17 protein-coding genes are annotated in these 18,467 nt (G+C 63.5%); 5 read left to right on the top strand and 12 right to left on the bottom strand.

The annotated features are described in order from the left end of the window. Positions 1-78 precede the first annotated feature (78 nt). From QW861_RS26370 to QW861_RS26340, 7 genes are all read right to left on the bottom strand, one after another. On the bottom strand, positions 79-1,578 hold the full coding sequence (locus tag QW861_RS26370) for a lipopolysaccharide biosynthesis protein (protein ID WP_315752497.1): 1,500 nt from the start codon (positions 1,576-1,578) through the stop codon (positions 79-81). A 187-nt stretch (positions 1,579-1,765) separates the two neighbouring features. Further along, positions 1,766-2,923: a glycosyltransferase gene (locus QW861_RS26365; RefSeq protein ID WP_316164861.1), complete on the bottom strand. Its 1,158-nt coding sequence runs from the start codon at positions 2,921-2,923 to the stop codon at positions 1,766-1,768. Between the two features lie 61 nt (positions 2,924-2,984). Then, complete coding sequence (locus QW861_RS26360; RefSeq protein WP_316164860.1) at positions 2,985-4,304, bottom strand: DUF4910 domain-containing protein; 1,320 nt, start codon at positions 4,302-4,304, stop codon at positions 2,985-2,987. A 24-nt stretch (positions 4,305-4,328) separates the two neighbouring features. Further along, positions 4,329-5,297, bottom strand: coding sequence for a phytanoyl-CoA dioxygenase family protein (locus QW861_RS26355; RefSeq protein WP_315752494.1), 969 nt, complete (start codon positions 5,295-5,297; stop codon positions 4,329-4,331). 103 nt (positions 5,298-5,400) lie between these two features. Continuing rightward, positions 5,401-5,943 (bottom strand): dTDP-4-dehydrorhamnose 3,5-epimerase, encoded by a 543-nt coding sequence (locus QW861_RS26350; protein ID WP_315752493.1) that lies wholly within the window; start codon positions 5,941-5,943, stop codon positions 5,401-5,403. Positions 5,944-5,984: 41 nt separating this feature from the next. Beyond that, positions 5,985-7,247 carry a class I SAM-dependent methyltransferase gene (locus QW861_RS26345; protein WP_315752492.1) on the bottom strand — a complete coding sequence of 421 codons (1,263 nt, stop codon included), beginning with the start codon at positions 7,245-7,247 and terminating at the stop codon, positions 5,985-5,987. 57 nt (positions 7,248-7,304) lie between these two features. Then, positions 7,305-8,342, bottom strand: coding sequence for an SDR family oxidoreductase (locus QW861_RS26340; RefSeq protein WP_315717391.1), 1,038 nt, complete (start codon positions 8,340-8,342; stop codon positions 7,305-7,307). A gap of 378 nt (positions 8,343-8,720) precedes the next feature. On the opposite strand from QW861_RS26340, the gene QW861_RS26335 reads away from it, so the two are divergent. Then, positions 8,721-9,821, top strand: a complete 1,101-nt coding sequence (locus QW861_RS26335; RefSeq protein WP_316193678.1) for a hypothetical protein — start codon at positions 8,721-8,723, stop codon at positions 9,819-9,821. A 97-nt stretch (positions 9,822-9,918) separates the two neighbouring features. Here the strand turns inward: QW861_RS26335 and QW861_RS26330 are convergent, their stop codons facing one another. Continuing rightward, positions 9,919-10,572, bottom strand: a complete 654-nt coding sequence (locus QW861_RS26330; protein ID WP_315717389.1) for a PIG-L deacetylase family protein — start codon at positions 10,570-10,572, stop codon at positions 9,919-9,921. Beyond that, positions 10,569-11,366 (bottom strand): glucose-1-phosphate cytidylyltransferase, encoded by a 798-nt coding sequence (locus QW861_RS26325; RefSeq protein ID WP_315752489.1) that lies wholly within the window; start codon positions 11,364-11,366, stop codon positions 10,569-10,571. Before QW861_RS26325 ends, QW861_RS26330 begins: the two co-directional genes overlap by 4 nt. Before the next feature lie 482 nt (positions 11,367-11,848). Between QW861_RS26325 and QW861_RS26320 the strand changes: the two genes are divergently transcribed. Beyond that, on the top strand, positions 11,849-13,321 hold the full coding sequence (locus QW861_RS26320; RefSeq protein WP_316193677.1) for an undecaprenyl-phosphate glucose phosphotransferase: 1,473 nt from the start codon (positions 11,849-11,851) through the stop codon (positions 13,319-13,321). A 207-nt stretch (positions 13,322-13,528) separates the two neighbouring features. Here QW861_RS26320 and QW861_RS26315 read toward each other — a convergent pair whose 3' ends face one another. Next, positions 13,529-13,912 (bottom strand): H-NS histone family protein, encoded by a 384-nt coding sequence (locus QW861_RS26315; RefSeq protein WP_315717385.1) that lies wholly within the window; start codon positions 13,910-13,912, stop codon positions 13,529-13,531. 98 nt (positions 13,913-14,010) lie between these two features. Between QW861_RS26315 and QW861_RS26310 the strand changes: the two genes are divergently transcribed. Then, on the top strand, positions 14,011-14,205 hold the full coding sequence (locus QW861_RS26310) for a hypothetical protein (protein ID WP_316193676.1): 195 nt from the start codon (positions 14,011-14,013) through the stop codon (positions 14,203-14,205). 704 nt (positions 14,206-14,909) lie between these two features. Here QW861_RS26310 and QW861_RS26305 read toward each other — a convergent pair. Together QW861_RS26305 and QW861_RS26300 are read right to left on the bottom strand one after the other, a co-directional pair. Next, positions 14,910-15,317: a hypothetical protein gene (locus QW861_RS26305; protein ID WP_315717384.1), complete on the bottom strand. Its 408-nt coding sequence runs from the start codon at positions 15,315-15,317 to the stop codon at positions 14,910-14,912. Positions 15,318-15,759: 442 nt separating this feature from the next. Then, positions 15,760-16,029: a hypothetical protein gene (locus tag QW861_RS26300; RefSeq protein ID WP_409977967.1), complete on the bottom strand. Its 270-nt coding sequence runs from the start codon at positions 16,027-16,029 to the stop codon at positions 15,760-15,762. 723 nt (positions 16,030-16,752) lie between these two features. On the opposite strand from QW861_RS26300, the gene QW861_RS26295 reads away from it, so the two are divergent. After that, on the top strand, positions 16,753-17,862 hold the full coding sequence (locus tag QW861_RS26295; protein ID WP_315717382.1) for a polysaccharide biosynthesis/export family protein: 1,110 nt from the start codon (positions 16,753-16,755) through the stop codon (positions 17,860-17,862). A gap of 221 nt (positions 17,863-18,083) precedes the next feature. Continuing rightward, positions 18,084-18,386 (top strand): hypothetical protein, encoded by a 303-nt coding sequence (locus tag QW861_RS26290; RefSeq protein ID WP_315717381.1) that lies wholly within the window; start codon positions 18,084-18,086, stop codon positions 18,384-18,386. The last annotated feature ends 81 nt before the right edge of the window (positions 18,387-18,467 follow it).

Here is an 18,467-nt window from a genome sequence, read left to right as displayed (position 1 = left end):
ATTTTATATGTGGCATTTAACGATTGCGATATTTAATCGCGGCACGAGGGCGGGGTTCCGGGCTCCTTTCGCTCCCTCTCAACGCTTGCCGATGAAGTCCCGGACGATCGTACCTGCGATCCTGAGCGGCTCGCGGACTCGGAACACGCCGACAACGATCGCGAGATAGAGACAGCCGCAGAAGCAGCCGGACAGGATCATGCGCACGAGCGCGGGATAGGCTCCGAGAAACGTCGCTTGCAGCCACCAGCCGGTCGCTGCGGTTGCGACGGCGCCGATGGTCTGCGCTCCGACGGCCCGGACCACGAGCTCGGCACCGATCCCGATCGGACGTCCGGCATACATCACCGACGGCAAAGCGATCAGCGAGTATCCGGCCACGACGCCCCAGGCCACGCCGACCGGACCAAACGGCAGCCCGGCCAGCACCGCGACGACCTGCGCGACCAGAGAGATGATGCCCCAGGTCTGCCAGCGGTCCGCCCTCCCGAGCGACAGATGCAGCCAGCCCTGCGAGCCCTCGACGACGTGCGAAATGCCGCGCAGCGCGATGATGCTGAGCAGCGCTCCCGCAGCCTGCCACTTCTGCCCCAACAGCACGACGGTGAGGTCCTCCGCCGTGACGGAGAGGATCGCCGCCGCCGGCATCAGGAAGAAGGCCAGGATCGACAGTGCCGCCTCATACTTCTGCCGAAGCGCGGCCGGATTTGCCTGGAACTTGCTCAGCGCCGAGCTTCCCACCGCATGCGTCTGATTGAGCGCCGCATAGATCGAGTTGTCGTACAGGTTCATCGCATTCTGGTAGTACCCGACCTGATCGGGCCGGTAGAGCAGACCGAGCGCGATCCGGTCCACCGCCCGCGACAACGTATAGGCCACCGTGAATCCGACGACGTGGAGGCCAAAACGCACCATCGATCGCACCTCGGCGTCGAACACCGGCGCGCTGGGCCGCCAACGGCAGGCCGACCACGCGGCGACCACGACGCAAATCGATGTCACGACGGGGCGAATGACCAGCGCCCAATAGCCGTAGCCCTCGAACGCCATGGCGACGGCGGCAACCGTCCCTGCCAGCGTGCCGAACAGCTGGATCCGGCCGATGCGGCCGAACTGCAGCGTGCGCCGGAGCAGCGCCATGTGCTGGTTGGTCAGCCCGGACAGCACGAAGGTGATCGCGACGCAGAGCGCGATCGGCTCCAGTCGCGGATCACCGTAGATCCAGGCAATCAGTGGGCTGGATGCCGCGACGACGATCGCCACCGCAACGCCGATGCCGGTGCTGACCCAGAACAGACCGCTGACCTGGGCCGGAGTGATCCTGCTGCGCTGGGCGGTGGCATCGAGCAGGCCGAAGTCGATCAGCAGCGGCGCGAAGCTCGTCAGCACGGTGACGATGGCGACGAGCCCGAAATCCTCTGGCGCAAGCAGCCGGGCCAGAACGATGGCCGCTCCGATCTGAAGCACGGAATTGCCGTATTGGATGACGATGGAAATCAGGCCGCCGCGCAGCGCGCGGCGTCCGAGATCGCTCGACTCCCGATGTTCCTCGAAATAGGCGGCGACGGCTTCTGACATCTCCGTTCAATCGCTTTCAATCATCGTAACCAACCTTCCGATTCCCAGTCACGGGCCAAACAGATCCGTCCAGGGCCATGAAAATCCGACCATCGAAAATGCAGCCGGTATAGAATCGTTCGCGGCCGAGATCGGAGGCCGCGGGGAGCGATGACGTCTCCTTGTGGCGGAGAAAAGGATTGAAACGTCACTGCGCCAACAATACCGGCTTGCGATTTAACTCCTGCTCGCGCGTGATCGCCGGACCGGCCGCCATCGCGGCCAGCCTCTTCAGCCGATCCTTGCGGGCAGCGAGGCCCGGCATCGGCTGCAGACCCGTGGCCTCCAGGATCGTCTCCCACCGATACACCCAGTCATGCCGCATCAACGTCTGGACCATGCCGGTTCGCCGCATCCGGTCCTGGCGGACCGGATCGTCGTCCAGTTCCCTGATGACCCGGTCGATGTCGGGCGATGTATGCGGCACGTCGATCATCACCTCGGGCCAATCGAACAGCCGCGGAAACAGCTCGTTGTCGGGACGCTCGCCGAGCATGATGGCTCCCGCCGCCGCGCCCTCGAAATACCGATAGCCGAACTCGACCTGCCGCCCGGTCTCCTGCGGCTCGTCGAACTTGCCGGGATTGACCAGAAAATACCTGCTCCTCTTGGCGAGGTTTGCCATCTGCGTCCGGTGCTCCCGGAGATCGATGGCCTGGCTGCCGCCGATCGTGTCGTGGAGATAGAACAGGCCGCTGTCCCGCGCCATCGCGAGCAGTGATTGGTGCGTGACACGGGAGCGGCGTCCCATGCTAAAGACGTCGATGACCCTTGCGGGCGGATCGGGATAGGGACAAAACCGGATCGCATCGATGGCGAGCGGAAGATGCGCGCATGCCTTGCCGATCTCCTCGCTGAGCGGCTTCACCGTACTGATCTGGAACGGCATCACGACGTCGAACTTGGCGAGGATCTTCAGGAAATGCCGGTGCTTGGCGATCTCCTTCACCCAGAGCTCATCCAGCAGACACACCGAGGTCCTGCACGCGCCTCTCAGATCCTCGATCGCATCGAACATGATCAGGTCCTGCGGGAATCCGCAGATCGCGAACAGAACGTCGTATTGCTGTTGCGGCTCGATCCGCGCCAGCCCGGGATTCAACAGCACGGGCGCGTGGTAGCCCAGCCGGGTGGCGAAGCTCGCCCGTCGGCTCGACGGGTCGAGCACGGGCGCAAACATCTCGGCTGAATCGACCTCGCAGATGATGTCCTCGAACTCGACGTGAGGACCGCGATTGAGGGCTTTGCCGAAGATGTTTCGAAGTGAGAAGACGGCGATGCGGGGCTTGCCCGGCTGCGAACTCATGACGCCTCACTCTGGTGTTGTTGGATCACTTGCACGGTGCTGTGCGGAGAAGGCGGCGACGTCACGACGATGAAACCGGCGTTTGGATGAGACCCGCGTCCAGCGCGATCCGTGCGGCGGCATCGATGCGCGCGAACGGAACGTCGGCCCGGACCGCCATGTCGAGCAGGCTGTGCTTGCCATCCGCAAGGTTGAGGACCCACAGGAGGTCCATCTGCGTCGCACCGCCTGCCTCGCGCTGGCCGGCAATCGCGCGATACAGGCCGCGCCGTCCCAGTTGCGGCTCCCCTCGCCCATCGACGCGCTCATAGATGCAGTCGCGATCGAGCAGATCCAGCACCTCCTCGATGACCGCGTAGGATTGGTCGAGACAGTCCGGCTTGACGAAATTCAGATTGTCGGCCGAGGTGTGATATTCGGGGAACGTGCCGTGCACGCCGCGCATCAGGCACCCGACCGGCAGATCGAATCCCGGTGAGCAGAACTGCCGCTCGTCGTATCCATAGGGACTGAATGGCAGAATCTCATGCGGATGGCCGGCGTGCTTCAGGACATGGGCGACGGCGCGATCGATGCTCGCTCCGCTCCGGCTCTGCTTGTAGTGAAATCCACTGGGATCGCCGAGACAGGTGAGGACGAGGCCGTGTTCGACATGGCCGAGATTCCGCTCGTTGCGGTCGAGCCATGCGAGCGCGCCGATCGTTGCCGGCAGGAACAGAAATCGGTACCCGAGCCGGCGGGTCCGCTGCGCCTGCCGCATCGCCAGCGCCGTCATGACGGCAATCCCTGAGAGATTGTCGTTGGCGAGACTCGGGTGACAGATGTGACAGGTGATCAGGACTTCCTTGTCCGTCTGTCCAGGGACGAAGAATTCGCCATAGGTCAACGATCCCTGCGAGAGCTCGCTCTCGATCTCGACGCGGTAGCTGTCCTCCGTCATTTCCCGCCACAGACGGTCCGGCAGGCAGAAGCCCCAATCGTCGGCATAGTAGCCGGTCCGGTATGGAATGAGATCAGGCTGATCCGGCAAGCTATGGACGTGCTTGGCAAGCTCAGCACGGCTGAGCACTGCCTGGACCGGCTTGCTGTAGCCCATCACGTGCAGATTGTTGTCGGCGAAGTCGACGAGAACGCGGCCCGACAGGGTCGAGATCGTCGCGCGACGAATGTTCCACTCCGCCGGCACGTGCCAGTCCAGGACGGGCGTCCCGGAGGGTACCTCGTGAATCGTAAGACCCACATGACGCGCGACAATGCCGAGCGTCTGCCGGACACCCGCCCCGGTGAGGCTGCGATTGATCGGAAACAGCTCAGCGACCAGATCGTGGAGATCGATCGCCGGCATTCTCGGACCAGCCGTGGATTTGAGGATGTCCAACATGGCGCGTCGACCCTACACCATCATTCAGGCCGACGCCTGCGCGGCATCGGCTGCGAGATCGCCGGTCGGCAGCGGCACGATCGTCGGCTGGTAGACCAGATACTCCGCGGGAGCTTCCACCTGATCGTATGGCGCGACGACCTCCTCAGGCAGCCGCGCAAGATCGGTCACCCGCAGGAAGTCGCGCAGGCTCGTGCCTGTCGACTCCGAATCGACGTTGATGGCGCCGCGCCGGCCGCTGACGTCGGCAAAATGCACGGTGCGGAAATCGATGCTGAACCGCGTCACGCCCGAGGTGTTCGGCACCGACGAATGCAGATGCGCTCCGGAGAAGATCGTGACGCCGCCGCTCGGCGCGATCACCCGTATCTGTGGATCCAGTGCAATCTCCTGCTCCGGCTTCGGCTGCACCCGTGTATCAGTCTTGATGTGCCGCGCCGCCGATGCGCGTGAGGTCCGGTTCCACTCGTAATAGTTATAGTTTCTGGAGCCGTTCTTGATCGCTTCGTCGAAATAGCGCGGGTGGAATGCAAGGCCGTTGTCCGGCGCAATGTCATACACCGGCAGCCACCAATTGAGCTGGCACGGCGGCGCCGAGTACCAGGTGTCGCGATGAGGGTGGAATGCGAATGCGATCCCGGTGGTGAGATAGTCGTCGCTCGTTGCCGACCGCAGCCGCGGCACGTCGAAATAGGTCAGCTCGGGATCGCAGCCAAGCTCGCGGAGCGCTCCCTGCACCAGCTCCTTCGACCGGGCGTGATGAATGAAGAATGGCTTCAGCCTGACGAGAATCTCGACGTAGCGCTCGACAGGAAGCTCGAATTGCGCCGTCCGCGGATCGTAAGGATGAAACGCCTCCTCGATCAGCTCCCTGGCGAACGCCACCAGCGCATCGAGCGAAGGCGTCGGCGAGTACAGGAACAGCGCACCCTCGTACAGTTTCTGGCGCCGCTCGTCATCGGGCATGATGGCATCAACGAAAATGTTCGTCATTCCGTGATCCTCCTCGACAAATCGTCAGAACCTTCGAGGCGATCGGGCCGCTCCGGAGCCGCCAGATTCCTCCCCCAAGACACCTCGCTGCCGCCGTGCTGCTTCACCACAGCCCCCGTTCGGCAAGCGAGGGCCAGGCAGCATCCTTGGCCGACAACACCGTCACCGGCTGCGGCCATCGGATGCCGATCATCGGATCGTCGTGCCGGAAACCGTCCGAGAGCTCCTCGACATAATCCTCGCCCATCAGATACTCGACCGTCACGTCGTCGGTCAGCGTCTGGAATCCATGGGCAAAGCCCGCGGGGACGTAGAGCATCCGCGCCGTCGAGGGACCGAGCTCACAAGCATAGACCTCGCCGCGCGTCGCAGACTCCGGCCTGATGTCGACGATGACGTCGTGGATCAAGCCGGCGCTGCAGCGGACGATCTTGGCGTCAGGCTTCGGCGCACGCTGGAAATGCATTCCGCGGACGGTGCCGCGGCGTCGGGTCACCGAGCTGTTGCCCTGCACCGGGACAAACGCGATGCCCTGCTCCGCAAAGGTCTTCGCGCACCAGGTTCGCGTGAAGCTGCCGCGCTCGTCGGACCGAACGGTCAGCTCGATCAGCCGCGCATCCGAACGTCCCAGCTGGACAAACCTCATGGCTCAAAACTCTTCGCGCAATCGTGCGGCAATGCCTTGCTCTACTCCTCGATGGTGGCCTTGGGGACCGGCACGATGAAGCGGCCGCCCCAATCGCGAATGGCCGCCATCTGCGCCTTGATCTCGCTCTTGATGTTCCACGGCAGGATCAGGACGTAGTCGGGCCTGGCTTCGAAGATCGCTTCCGGCGGCAGAATCGGAATGCGCACGCCCGGCATGTAGCGGCCCTGCTTGGACGGGGCGCGATCGACCGTGAAGTCGAGAAAATCGGTGCGGATCCCGCAATAATTGAGCAGCGTCACGCCCTTCGCCGGGGCTCCGTAGCCGACGATCTTCTTGTTGTCGCGCTTCAGCGCCGTCAGCAGCTCGAGCAGCGCCCGCTTCGTCTCTTTGACCTGCTCGTTCCAGGCCATGTAGATCGCGTCGTCATGCAGCCCATAGGCCCGCTCTCGTGCCAGAACATCGGCGACGTTCGGGCTCTCCGCATGAGCGGCGCCCGCGTGGCAGACGAAGAACCGGATCGAGCCGCCATGCGTTTCCGGGAGCTCGACGTCGAACACCCGCAAGCCCGCTTGGGCGAAGATGCGCAGGCCCGCGATCAGCGACAGATAGGAGAAATGCTCGTGATAGATGGTGTCGAACTGATGCCGCTGCATCAAGGTCAGCAGGTGCTGAACCTCGAAGGTCGCGACGCCCTCGGGGGCCAGCAGGATTTTGACGCCGCCGACGAAGTCGTTGATGTCGGGAACGTGCGCGAGCACGTTGTTGGCCGTGAGGAGATCGGCCGACCAGCCCTCCTCCCGGAGGCGGGCCGCATAGTCGCGGCCGAAGAACTCGACCCGGGTCTCGATGCCCTTGGCGCGCGCGGCCAGCGCAACGCTTTCGCAGGGTTCGACGCCGAGGCAGTCGATCCCCTTCTGGAGGGAGTATTGCAGCAGATACCCGTCATTTGACGCGATCTCGACATGCCGCGAGGCCGGACCGAGCTTGAAGCGATCGGCCATGGCTTCGACGTAGCACCGCGCGTGCTCGAGCCACGAGGTGGAGTGCGAGGAGAAATAGGCATAGTCGGCGCGGAAGATCTCGGACGCGGCCAGGAGGTCGCGTGTCTGCGCCAGACGGCACTCGCGGCAGACGAAGGTCTCCAGCGGATAGAACGGCTCCGCGCGCATGTAGTTGGCCGGATCGATGTAGTCGTTCGCAACCGGCGAGGCGCCGAGGTCGATCAGCTTGAGGGTCAGGTCGTCGCCGCAGTGCCGGCACTTGGGCGCGACGCCGACGGCGGTGGGAAGGGTCAGTTCCATGATGTCTCCGTCACTACTGTCTTTGCCGGCTGAGGCGAAGCGTCCGCCCCGGCGCGATCACGTCCATTGCAACCTGTCGTTGATCCTGGCCGTCTCCATGTGGTCCTGCAGGACCTTGAGACGGATCAGATCGGACGAGCGAAACTCGGCATCCTTGAACTGCATTCTCTTGAGACCATCGACCAGGTTCTGGATCGACTGGTCCAGGGTGACCTGCGGCTGATGATCGGGGGCGAGGGAGCGGTACAGGCCGAAATCGACCTTGTAGGAGCGGCTGTCCACCGGCGCGGAGGTGTTGATCGACACGCTGGTCCCCGGCACGCGCGCAGCCACCGCGTTGGCGAGATCCTTGACCTGGTAGTTGCGGTCGTCCGAGCCGGCATTGACGGTGAGGAAACGGCCGCCCGTCGCCGCCGGCCTGTCGATGGCCCAGTCGATCGCCCGCGCCATGTCGGCGACGTCGATCAGAGGACGCCACGGGGTGCCGTCGGAGAGCACGCTGATCTGGCGACGGGTGAGCGCGCAGGCCACGAAATCGTTGAGGACGAGGTCGAGCCGCAGCCGATCCGACATGCCGCAGGCCGTCGCAAAGCGCAGACAGGTGATGGTCATGCCGGTGTCGATCGCGGCGAGCTCCTGCTCCGATCCGATCTTCGACTTGGCGTAGGCCGTGATGGGATTGAGCGGATCGCTCTCCTTGCGCGGCGGTCCGTCGGCGATGCCGTAGACGCTGCAGCTCGACGCGAACACGAAATTCTTCACGCCGGCCGCCGCAGCCCTCCTGGCGAGCGATACGGTGGCATTCTGGTTGACGTCGAGCGTCACATCCTGGAAGCGATTGCCCATCGGATCGTTGGAGATCGCCGCCAACTGGACCACGGCGTCATAACCGCGGAGGTCGAGCGACATGTCGCGGACGTCGCCATGGATCTGCTCGTCGAGACATCGCTCCGGAACAACCGGCGCTCCGGTCAGGCAGTGCGCGAAATAGGCGTTGTCGAAGCCGTGCAGCGTCGCATCCGGGCGCTGCGCCCGCAGATGCCGCGCGACGACCGGACCCACATAGCCCATGTTTCCGGTGATCAGTACCTTCAAAATCGCACCCTCTATGCCACAAGCCAAAACAAGAATTTAAATCATCCTGTAGTGGATTATAATTTAATATTCTAGCCAGCGTCCAGTGAATCCGTCGGCAAGCGACGCCGCCCGCCGATTTCTCCGGCACGGCGCACAAAACTCCGGGAAAACCCGTGTATTTACCCCGACCCGCCTGATGTTACGATCATCCGGCCGGCGCGGCATCAGGCCCCCTCTTGATTTAATTAATTCGCTCAATTAAATAATGCCGCAAAAGGAACAAATGTTGATCGCAGACCTCGGCAGCTTTAATTCGATCCCTGCAAATGAGGCGTCCCGCGCGGGATGCCCCGCCCGCCTCGATGACGCATTGATTGAAGCATTGAAAGACAGAGCATGACACTATCCGCCGGCGACTGGGTCGAAGTGCGCAGCAAGGAAGAGATCCTGGCGACGCTCGATGCCAACGGGCGCCTCGAAGGGTTGCCGTTCATGCCGCAGATGTTCAAATGGTGCGGCCAGCGCTTCCAGGTCTACAAGCGCGCCCACAAGACCTGCGACACGGTCACCGGATACAACACCGGAGAGTGGCTCGGACGGCGCCTCCCCAACGCGGTGCATCTCGAGCATCGCTGCGACGGCGAGGCCTATGGCGGCTGCCAGGCAGCCTGCCTGATCTTCTGGAAGGAGGCGTGGCTCACCCCGGTCGATCCGGCCAAACCAGCGTCGGCCGGCCCGGATCGCGCGGCTCCCCTTCCGCCGCCCGGCGGCTGCACGGTGCGCGCGGTGTGGGATGCGACCAAGTCGCCGGACCAGCAGCCGGGAAAGGGCCCGCGCTACGCCTGCCAGGCGACCGAGCTGCCGACCTACACCCAGCCGCTCAAATGGTGGGACGCCCGGCAATACGCCGAGGACATCGCGTCCGGCAATGTCTCGCTCGCGAAGATGTTCCGGGGCTTCCTCTACTTCGCCTATGTCGGCGCCACCATGGCGCGTCGTCCCCGGCTCGGCCGGCCCGCGCGCTGGATCTACGACCGCGTCCAGTCGCTGTGGGGCGGCGTACCGTTTCCGCGCAAGCGCGGCGATCTCCTGACGGACAAGGACGCGCCGATCGCCGATCTCGGGCTGCAGCCCGGTGATCTTGTCCGCGTGCGCCCGCACCAGGACATCCTGGCCACCATCGACAAACAGACCAACAACCGCGGCATGGGCTTCGACGCCGAGATGGTGCCCTATTGCGGCAAGGTGTTCCGGGTGCGAACGCGGGTCGAGAAGTTCATCGACGAACGCACCGGCTACATCCGGCGGATGAAGACGCCGGCCGTCATCCTCGACGGCGTCTATTGCCAGTCGCGCTACAGCGAGAACCGGTTGTTCTGCCCACGCGGCATCTATGCGTGGTGGCGCGAGGTCTGGCTGGAGAAGGTGCCGGCCACCGCAATCGAGCGCCCGCCGGCAGAGGAGATCATCGAACTTCCCCGACGGGCGGCCGGCTGACCGCCGGGCGCAGCGACGCATCGCGGTCAAGCGCCGATCATCTCCTCGCCGATCGGATATCGATGCGCCCTTCGCGGCGAGCGCCTTCGGCCGCCGTTCACCCCAGTGACAGCTTGCGCGCGACGAATGCCTCGGCATAGCGCTCGGCGGCGCGGCATTCCATGCCCCGCAGTCGCGCCAGTCCCATGAACGTTTCCGGGTCGAACCATTGCTTGGAGCGCTGGCTGCCGAAATGCGCCATCAGCAGCGCGACCTTCCGCTTCATGATCCGCTCGGAGACGGGCATGTAGACATTGGGCCGTCCGAGATCGCCATCCCATTTCGGAATCTCGTACTCCAGGACGAGATGATCGCGGAACGTGTTCCAGACCAGGCGGTTGACCTGCCGATGGTCCTGATGGGCGTCGTCGCGGCGGTGGGCGAGGATGACGTCGGGATTGATGCGGCCCTTGAGCTGCTCGAACCAGGCCTTGATCTCCTCGCCCTGCTCGGGGAAGAAGCCGTCGCGGAACTGCATGATCTCGAGATTGCGGCCGGCGGCCTCGGCGAGGAAATCGTCGGCAGACGCCCGCGCCTCGACGCCGCGCTCGCCATTGCCGCTGAGCACGCACCAATGAACATCCAGGCGGATGCCCTGATCGAGCCAGGACAGCAGCGTGCCTCCGGCGCCGATCTCGATGTCGTCGGAATGCGCACCGAGGCACAGGACCGACAGCCGGTCGCCGCGACCGGCGAGCTGCAGCGCCCTCATCCGTTCACCACAGCCGGAAGGCTGGAGCCGAGATGCCAAGGCGTGTCGCCGCGCTCGATCATCTCCTCAAGCACCTGGCGGTCGCGGAGCGTGTCCATGGCCCGCCAGAACCCTTCGTAGCGGTAGGCCATCAGCTCGCCGCGGTCGATCAGCCGCTTGAACGGCTGCACGACCAGCTCATCCCCCTCCTCGATATAGTCGAAGATCTCCTTGCGGAAGATGAAGTAGCCGCCGTTGATCCAGATGTTGGAATCATTGCTCGCCGCCATGCGGCCCACGGTGCCGTCGGCGTCGAATTCGGCGAGGTGGAAGCTGATCGGCGGATGGATGGCGATGAAGCAGCCGATCTTCCCGCTGCGCTTGAAACGATCGATCATCTCCGGCAGCGGCGCGTCCGTCAGGCCGTCGCTGTAGTTGGCGAGAAAGAACTCCTCGCCCTCGACCATGTGCCGGACGGCCCGCAGTCGCTGGCCGATGTTGCGCCAGATGCCGGTGTCCACCAGCGAGACCCGCCAATCCGGTGGGCGATCGCCCAGCAGCTCGACCTTCCTGCCGAACTGCGAGATCGTACAGTCGGTGGTGGACGCCTGATTGTAGTTCAGGAAATACTCCTTCACCACATTGGCCTTGTAGCCCAGGCACAGAACGAAATCCCGGTGCCCGTACTGGCTGTAATACTGCATGACATGCCAGAGGATCGGCTGATGGCCGATCGGGATCATCGGCTTCGGAATGCTGTCGGAATATTCCCGGATCCGCGTCCCGAGTCCTCCACAGAACAATACGACCTTCATGGCGCGACGTCCTTCGGGTTCTCGATCGTTGAAATGAGCATCATTATCTTCCAATCTCGCCGGCCGGCCTCGGAGACGGCTCGCCGTGCCCTCGTTTCGCCCTCCCGACTGCGCGAGGAAAACCTCCCCTGCATTCGGTCCGCTGCGAACGTCACCCGCGTCGCGGGCTCCCGGCTCCGGATTAATAATCCAAATATATTTCTTTTTAAATGCCGTTCTTGGCGGCCGACATTAAAATACTCGCTTCACGAACATTAAATCGCCACGCCGGCATTGCCAGGACCGCCTTGGAGGGGCGCGAGCGGCCTCGTTTCCGTCCTTCAGAACCGGCATTCCGGTGTCACCGGCCTCGCCGCGGTATCGGGAGATGATCCGGCGGCGCGAATAAATCCCAATGGCAATTTTTAACTGTTTAAATTAAATAGCAAAACATATAATGACGGCTAACCGCTATTTAACCGAGTTTCGAACACCGACATCCCATGCATTACGTGGATCAGCCCGAGACTCTCGACCGAAACGGAATGCCGACCGTCCTCGTGGAACGGCAATTCCAAGGGCGCAAATGGCCCGTCCACTACGACTCGGTGGAGCCCTTCGCGATCGTGGCGGACATCGCAACGATCACCATGTCGAGCGTCCTGTCCGGGTTTCTGTATCACCTGCAGGATGCGGCGGGCGCCAACGACGTCAGCAAATCGCTCGGCCTGGCGATCCTCGTGTCGGCACTGTTCGTCTCGCTGATGAAGATCCGCGGGATGTACCGGCCGGCCGAGCTGTTGATCCTGCCGCGCCAGATCCGCGCGGCCTGCCTGACCTGGGTCACGGCGTTCCTCGTGTTGGCCGGCGCGCTGTTCGCGCTCAAGATCGGGAGCGAATTCTCCCGCGGCAGCAGCATCGTATTCGCGATGCTCGGGCTCGCGGCGCTGATCCTGCATCGCCGGACCACCGCCTATCTGCTGGCAAAGGGGCTGGCGGAGAGACGGTTTTCGGGCCGCAACATCGTTCTGATCACCGATGAAGCCAGCAAGGACAACCCCGGACTGACCCAGGTGCTCACCGACACCGGCTTTCGCGTCCAGCGACACTTCCTGCTTCCCGAGCCCGACGCGGATCCGGATCAGCGACAGAGGATCGTCTCCAGCGTGATCGACTATGTGCGCGGCTCCGACATCGAAGAGATCGTCGTCGGCGCCAATCCCGAACCCTTGTCCGACCTGCGCACGCTCGGCGCCGAGCTGAGAGTCCTGCCGTTTCCAGTGAGTTTCGTGCCGCTCGGAACGGCGGCGGACCTCTTCAAGCGGCCGTGCCGCGAGCTCGGCAATGCGGTCTGCATCGAGCTGCAGCGCGGCCTGCTGAGTCCGCTCGAACACGCCACCAAGCGGCTCATGGATGTCATGCTGGCGGGCATCGCGCTGGCATTGATGTCGCCGCTGCTCCTGCTGGTGGCGATCGCCATCAAGCTCGACTCGGCCGGGCCGGTGCTGTTCCGGCAGCAGCGCTGCGGATTCAACGGCCGATCTTTTCAGATCTACAAGTTTCGCACGATGTCCGTTCTTGAGGACGGGCCTTCGATCGTCCAGGCCCAGATCGGCGACAGCCGGTTCACCCGGCTCGGGACCTGGCTGCGCCGGACCAGCATCGATGAACTGCCGCAGTTGCTCAACGTCCTGGACGGCAGCATGTCCCTGGTCGGTCCCCGCCCCCACGCATTGGCGCACGACAACGAATTCGACAAGCTCGTGCGCAACTACGCGTTCCGTCGCCGCGTCAAGCCCGGACTGACCGGCTGGGCGCAGGTGCATGGCTGCCGCGGCCCGACGCCCACGCGTGCGTCGATCGAACAGCGCGTCGAATTCGATCTCTGGTACATCGACAATTGGAGCCTGTCGCTCGACATCGCGATCCTGCTGAGGACGCCGATCGAGCTGATCCGCGGCAACAATGCCTATTAGGCGCATTCGCAACGGATGATGATCGCGAGCCCATCGGCGGAGCCGTGCGGGCAGATCGGACCGATTTCAGGGTTTTGGCCGGCGGATCGCAACATGGGCGTCAGACCGCTCACATGTCGCTCCCCAATCCAGACAGCGCGAATCAGGCGCCGCATCGACGCGGCACGTCGCTCAAACTAGGAACGGGCTTGACTGAAGCTACCTCGATCAGGCGCGCTGACGGCGACTTTTCGAAGCGGCAGCCCCATTGATCGCAAACTCCTCGATCCGATGCCCGGTCTTGATCGCCGCCACCAGCCAACGCGGCTGCTTGCCTCGGCCGGACCAAGTCTCGGAGGTCTGCGGATTGCGATACTTCGGCAGCACGCGGGGATATTTGCGCCGCGCCTTGCCGCTCGTGGTGTAGGACTGCCCACTCTCGCTGCCGGCACCTTCGATGGCACCGCGGCTGCGGTTGAGAACCGCCAGTCGACGTTCGAGCTCGCGCTTCTCCGACGTGATCCTCACGGCGAGGATCTGACTGATCTGCTCGTGGAGAGACCAGAGGTCATCGAAGGACATCGCCTCGAAATCGATCTTCTTGGTGGACATACAGCGACCTTTGTCTGTGATCTCTATCCTGCCGGATTAACGTCATATAATTCGGTATTTCGTTCCGCAAGTGGCTCGTGGTCGGAAAAACTGAATATTTGAGTTATACCACCCCGGCCAAGCCAAATGGTTGTAACTCAAATAAAGCGCAACCTGCAACCCCGTTTCCGAAACGATGTCGCGCCGCCTTCGAGATTGCGGCAGCATTCGTCTGCACGCCGGAAGAAGCCGCCGAATCAACACGATTCTGCGACGAATTCGCAGCATATTACGGCAAGGCCGCGTCAAAGTGACGTAGTTTCGATGATCGAACTTGCGCGTATTTGATAGCTGATATTCTCCCCACGCCATGGTTTTCAAAGCTGCCGCGGCGGACTTACAACCTATTCGAGCGAGCACCCTGATAACCCGGACCGAGATATTTTTGCATGCGCACAAAATGTCGCGAGCGAGTTTAATTGAGCACGCCATCGTGAATATGCCGCAAAGCCGCCGACATTGTTCCGGCGAATCAAACGCCTTCCCCAAATATTGAACCCTTCAGGAGCGTTCGCGCGAATCAGACTCGCTCACGTCGCGCCGACAGCATCCGGGGGGGCGCGCGGCGTCAGACAGGCACACCATCGGCAGCGGAACTAACTGCCGCTGCGATCGGCCGTGAGGTTGAGGACGGCTGCGGACACCCGGCGGCCGATCCCGGCACCCGTTGTCCAAAGTCATCGCTCGTGGGGGCTACGTCAGAGGCCCGTGCGCCAGGTGAAGCGGCAGCATCGCATGGTTCGCCGCGATATGGTTTCCGGCCCGTCTCGGAGCGCCGTCTTGCGGGACACGACGGCTGAAGAACGTCCAGATGACATCCGGCCGTCGAGCGCCACCGACAGCAGCACTGGGCAACCTGATGCGTCATCAGGGGTCAATGCCGAGCGGCTGTCGCCTCGCGCCGGCAACCGGCGCGGCCATAACGGCCGGCCGGCGCGGCGATCAAATTCCGATGCGATTATTTCTGCTGCCTGGTTCGACCCGGCACCGCCGGCCGGGGCGGAATCAAGTGAGCCGTCCCGCGGCCGTGCCGCGTGGCCATCGGGCGACGCCTGGAAGCCGTGGACTTCTTCGCGCGTTTGCCGAGGCTGCTGCTGATGGATTGGATCTCATCGAGCAAGGCATCACAAAGCTCGATCTGCGACCGCAGCGCGGATTGCTGCGAACGGCCCGACGTTGGCCGGCCGAAACGTAATTTGGCAAGGCGTATTTTATTCAGCGATTTCAGGACGGCCTTCAAAGCGCTACCGCCGCCACCCATCTCAATATCCTCAATCAACGCGGCACCAAGCTCGTCACACAAGGACGGACCCCACTCGTTGGCGAGTTTCGAGGGCTTCTTCGCCGAATGCCGCCGAACCGTCATCGCAACGATGCACGAATTCGATTTTCGGCATTAAATTAACCACTCGCGACAAGTTAATTTACCATTTGACATCAAGACATTAAATACTTCTAGCGCTCGCTGCGGTTTGCAGTAAAATGCTACCGCATTGCCAGAAAGGTATTTTTAAGTACCTTTCGTCCGGTACAATTGAAGCTTTAGTTTGTTCAGTCTACCCTTTTATGTCTCCGACCGTGCAGAATCGTCTCTACACAATTAATTTAATTCTAGATTACGTAAGAATACGGTGCGGAGCTGCCCATTTAATCGTCTGCGCGATGATCGACGCTCCCCGAACGCGGCGGGACCGGCCGAGCACCGCCCTGATCGGCCATCGCGGCCGCCATCTTGCGCCGAGCTTGACCATGACTCGGCCGAGCGGAGCGTCCAGCACCGTTCGGAGACGTCGAGGAAGGGGCCCAGGTTACCACAACATGGGCCGCGCCGGCGCCCCGCACACCAGCGCGCGGCGGTACAGCACGCCCCGGGGCGTCTCGACGGCGACGCGCCGAATGCATCCGGGATGAATCGCGAGATTGTAATGAAACGGAGTGGCCTCGAATGCCCCGTGCAGCCGGCAGAGTCGGCTGAGATCCGGCCCGCACTCCGTCAGCGGATAGAGGCCGCGCGCCGACGCGGGATCGGATAGGCCCGTGAGGGCGATCGCGAAAGCGCCTGCGGCGATCCTGATCACGTTCGACAATTGCGTGCTCCGTTGCAAACAGCCTCAAAGGCTGGCGCAGCAGCATAGACTTGATCGGCGGCCTAGGACAACCGGCCGCCCGCATGCGGTCCCGCCGCCCGCACGGCCTTCGAATCTCGCCGATTACAGAGGCGCCTGGGCGGCGCGGGTTCGCCTCCCTCGGCTGTCCGGCTGCCTCGGCTCACCGACGCGCTGCGCGGACTGCGAGGTCGTCGGCCCCTGCCCGAGCGAAGCGACTCGGGCTAACCGTTGCGCAACGGCTTTGTGCTTAAAATTGCTCGGGTTCTGTTAGGTCGAATGGTTCATCCCTCCACCGCGGGACCCTCCGGCGGCGTTGACAGCCTTGAGTGGTAATATGGTAATGTCAGACTGTGGCCTAATTGGCACGGCCGGGCAAAAGCGGACCAACCGGAATGGCGGTGCGCTTTCGTCCGGTATGGCCGCCGGGTAGGTTGAAACAAGTGGGACGTTCTCCCTTCTTGGTGAGGGAGCAGCGTGGGGAACGTATTTTTGCTGTATTTGGGGAAGCGTTTGAAAGCCTTGCTCAAGCCGCCCGGGTCGACCGGTGGCGGGGCTGCTGTGCGCAAGAGCGCAGCGGGCCCGAAGGGCTTTCGTGGCCTTCGCCGTGGCTCGCGCGCGCTCTTGACTCTGGCGATCCTGGCGCTTCTGCCAGCCTGCTCCCTGCTTCCCGGGACGGGGCCGACCAGCGACGCAGTGAGCGACAATGCCACGGCCAGCGTGCGGTCGAATACGGCGCTCCCCTATGCGCTGGTCGACGTCAGCCCCGAGACGATCGGCTTCCTGTCGCAGCCCAACATGGTCACGTTCCAGGGCGTGTTTCCCGACAAGCGGCCGAAGCCGGTGCAGCTCGCCGGCATCGGTGACGTGCTGAACGTGTCCATTTTCGAAGCCGCCCCAGGCGGGCTGTTCACGCCGGCCACGGCCGCCGGCGCCCGACCTGGCAACTTCGTGGATCTGCCGGCGCAGGCGGTGGACCAGCAAGGCAATATCCGCGTTCCCTATGCGGGCGAGATCGCCGCCGCCGGCCGGACGCTGCCGCAGATCGAGCAGGAGATCGTCCTCCGGCTGCAGAAGCGCGCCCTCGAGCCGCAGGTCGTGGTCAGCCTGAACCAGCAGCATTCCAGCGTGGTCAGCGTGCTCGGCGACGTCAACACGCCGGGCGTGCTGGCCCTCAACAGCGTGGGTGAACGCCTGCTGGCGGTGATCGCGCGTGCGGGCGGCCCGAGGCACGAGGCGATCGAAAGCTACGTGACCCTGCAGCGGGACGGCAAGCGCGTGCGCGTGCTGCTCAGCCGCGTGGTGCAGGATCCGCGCGAGAACATCTTCATCCGCCCGAACGACGTCATCTACATCACGCGGGAATCCCCGACGTTTACGGCCCTCGGCGCCCTCAACCAGAACGTCTTCGGCTTCAATTCCGAGATTGCGTTCGATACGGAGACGCTGACGCTGGCCCAGGCGATCGGCAAGGCGGGCGGCCTGAACGACCAGCAATCGGATCCCGCCGAGGTCTTCCTCTATCGCTACGAGGAGCGCCCGCTACTGCAGAAGCTCGGCATCGATACCAGCCGCTTCATCTACGACCGCATTCCGACCATCTACCACGTCAACCTGCGCGATCCCTCCGGCATGCTGCTGGCTTCGGGCTTCCAGATGCGCAGCAAGGACGTGATGTACGTCGCCAATGCCAAGGTCGTCGACTACTACAAGCTTCTGACCCTGATCAACAACACGGCAACGACGACGTCCAACACGGCCACCGCGGTGATCAACGTCAACACGGCGACGAAGACCCGGTGGTGAAGCGCAACGGCGGGCCGGTAGCGGCCTGAACGGGAGCGGCGGGCCGGAGTCCGCCCCGCTCAAGGTTGCGGCATCGGACGGCCGTCGTGTGACAAGCCGTGACAATCCAGCCAATCGCCGCGACCAAACGACACCGGCGGTGCATCCGGCCGCGACATCGAACGCGCAGTATCCCTCTGCAGGCGACACGATCGCCCGCGCGAACGAATTGGGAGACTGACGTGAAGACATCCATCGCGACATTTCTGCTCGTGGCAGTCCTTTCGGCGGCAGCGGCGGTCGACGCGAATGCCTGGACCCGCAGCGGCTCGGTCACCGGACCGCGCGGCACCACCTCATTTGGCGGCTCCGGCAGTTGCTCCGGGGGTGCCTGCGCCTGGCAGGGTGGCGGCACGGGTCCCGCCGGCCGCAGCTGGTCGCGCTCCGGCTCCGCGAGCTGCAGCGACGGCAGCTGCACCCGGCAGGGCCAGGGCACGGGACCGCGCGGCAATTCCTACAGCTACAGCCGCACCGTCACGCGCTGAACGGACGCCGCGGCGCCGCTGGCTGTGGTCCTCCCGAAGCATTTGACATCGCCGGTCCGCTTGCTGTTCCGGAGCGGGCCG

Origin of the sequence: Bradyrhizobium sp. SZCCHNRI1029, assembly GCF_032487555.1 — a bacterium.
Taxonomy (GTDB): Bacteria; Pseudomonadota; Alphaproteobacteria; order Rhizobiales; family Xanthobacteraceae; genus Bradyrhizobium.
This window is presented reverse-complemented; position numbering and strand designations above follow the sequence as displayed.

What these genes read in the sequence shown, in the direction of transcription:
- QW861_RS26370 (WP_315752497.1), bottom strand. Translation starts at nt 1,578, where the DNA reads ATGTCAGAAGCCGTCGCCGCCTATTTCGAGGAACATCGGGAGTCGAGC.
- QW861_RS26365 (WP_316164861.1), bottom strand. Translation starts at nt 2,923, where the DNA reads ATGAGTTCGCAGCCGGGCAAGCCCCGCATCGCCGTCTTCTCACTTCGA.
- QW861_RS26360 (WP_316164860.1), bottom strand. Translation starts at nt 4,304, where the DNA reads ATGTTGGACATCCTCAAATCCACGGCTGGTCCGAGAATGCCGGCGATC.
- QW861_RS26355 (WP_315752494.1), bottom strand. Translation starts at nt 5,297, where the DNA reads ATGACGAACATTTTCGTTGATGCCATCATGCCCGATGACGAGCGGCGC.
- QW861_RS26350 (WP_315752493.1), bottom strand. Translation starts at nt 5,943, where the DNA reads ATGAGGTTTGTCCAGCTGGGACGTTCGGATGCGCGGCTGATCGAGCTG.
- QW861_RS26345 (WP_315752492.1), bottom strand. Translation starts at nt 7,247, where the DNA reads ATGGAACTGACCCTTCCCACCGCCGTCGGCGTCGCGCCCAAGTGCCGG.
- QW861_RS26335 (WP_316193678.1), top strand. Translation starts at nt 8,721, where the DNA reads ATGACACTATCCGCCGGCGACTGGGTCGAAGTGCGCAGCAAGGAAGAG.
- QW861_RS26330 (WP_315717389.1), bottom strand. Translation starts at nt 10,572, where the DNA reads ATGAGGGCGCTGCAGCTCGCCGGTCGCGGCGACCGGCTGTCGGTCCTG.
- QW861_RS26325 (WP_315752489.1), bottom strand. Translation starts at nt 11,366, where the DNA reads ATGAAGGTCGTATTGTTCTGTGGAGGACTCGGGACGCGGATCCGGGAA.
- QW861_RS26320 (WP_316193677.1), top strand. Translation starts at nt 11,849, where the DNA reads ATGCATTACGTGGATCAGCCCGAGACTCTCGACCGAAACGGAATGCCG.
- QW861_RS26315 (WP_315717385.1), bottom strand. Translation starts at nt 13,912, where the DNA reads ATGTCCACCAAGAAGATCGATTTCGAGGCGATGTCCTTCGATGACCTC.
- QW861_RS26305 (WP_315717384.1), bottom strand. Translation starts at nt 15,317, where the DNA reads ATGACGGTTCGGCGGCATTCGGCGAAGAAGCCCTCGAAACTCGCCAAC.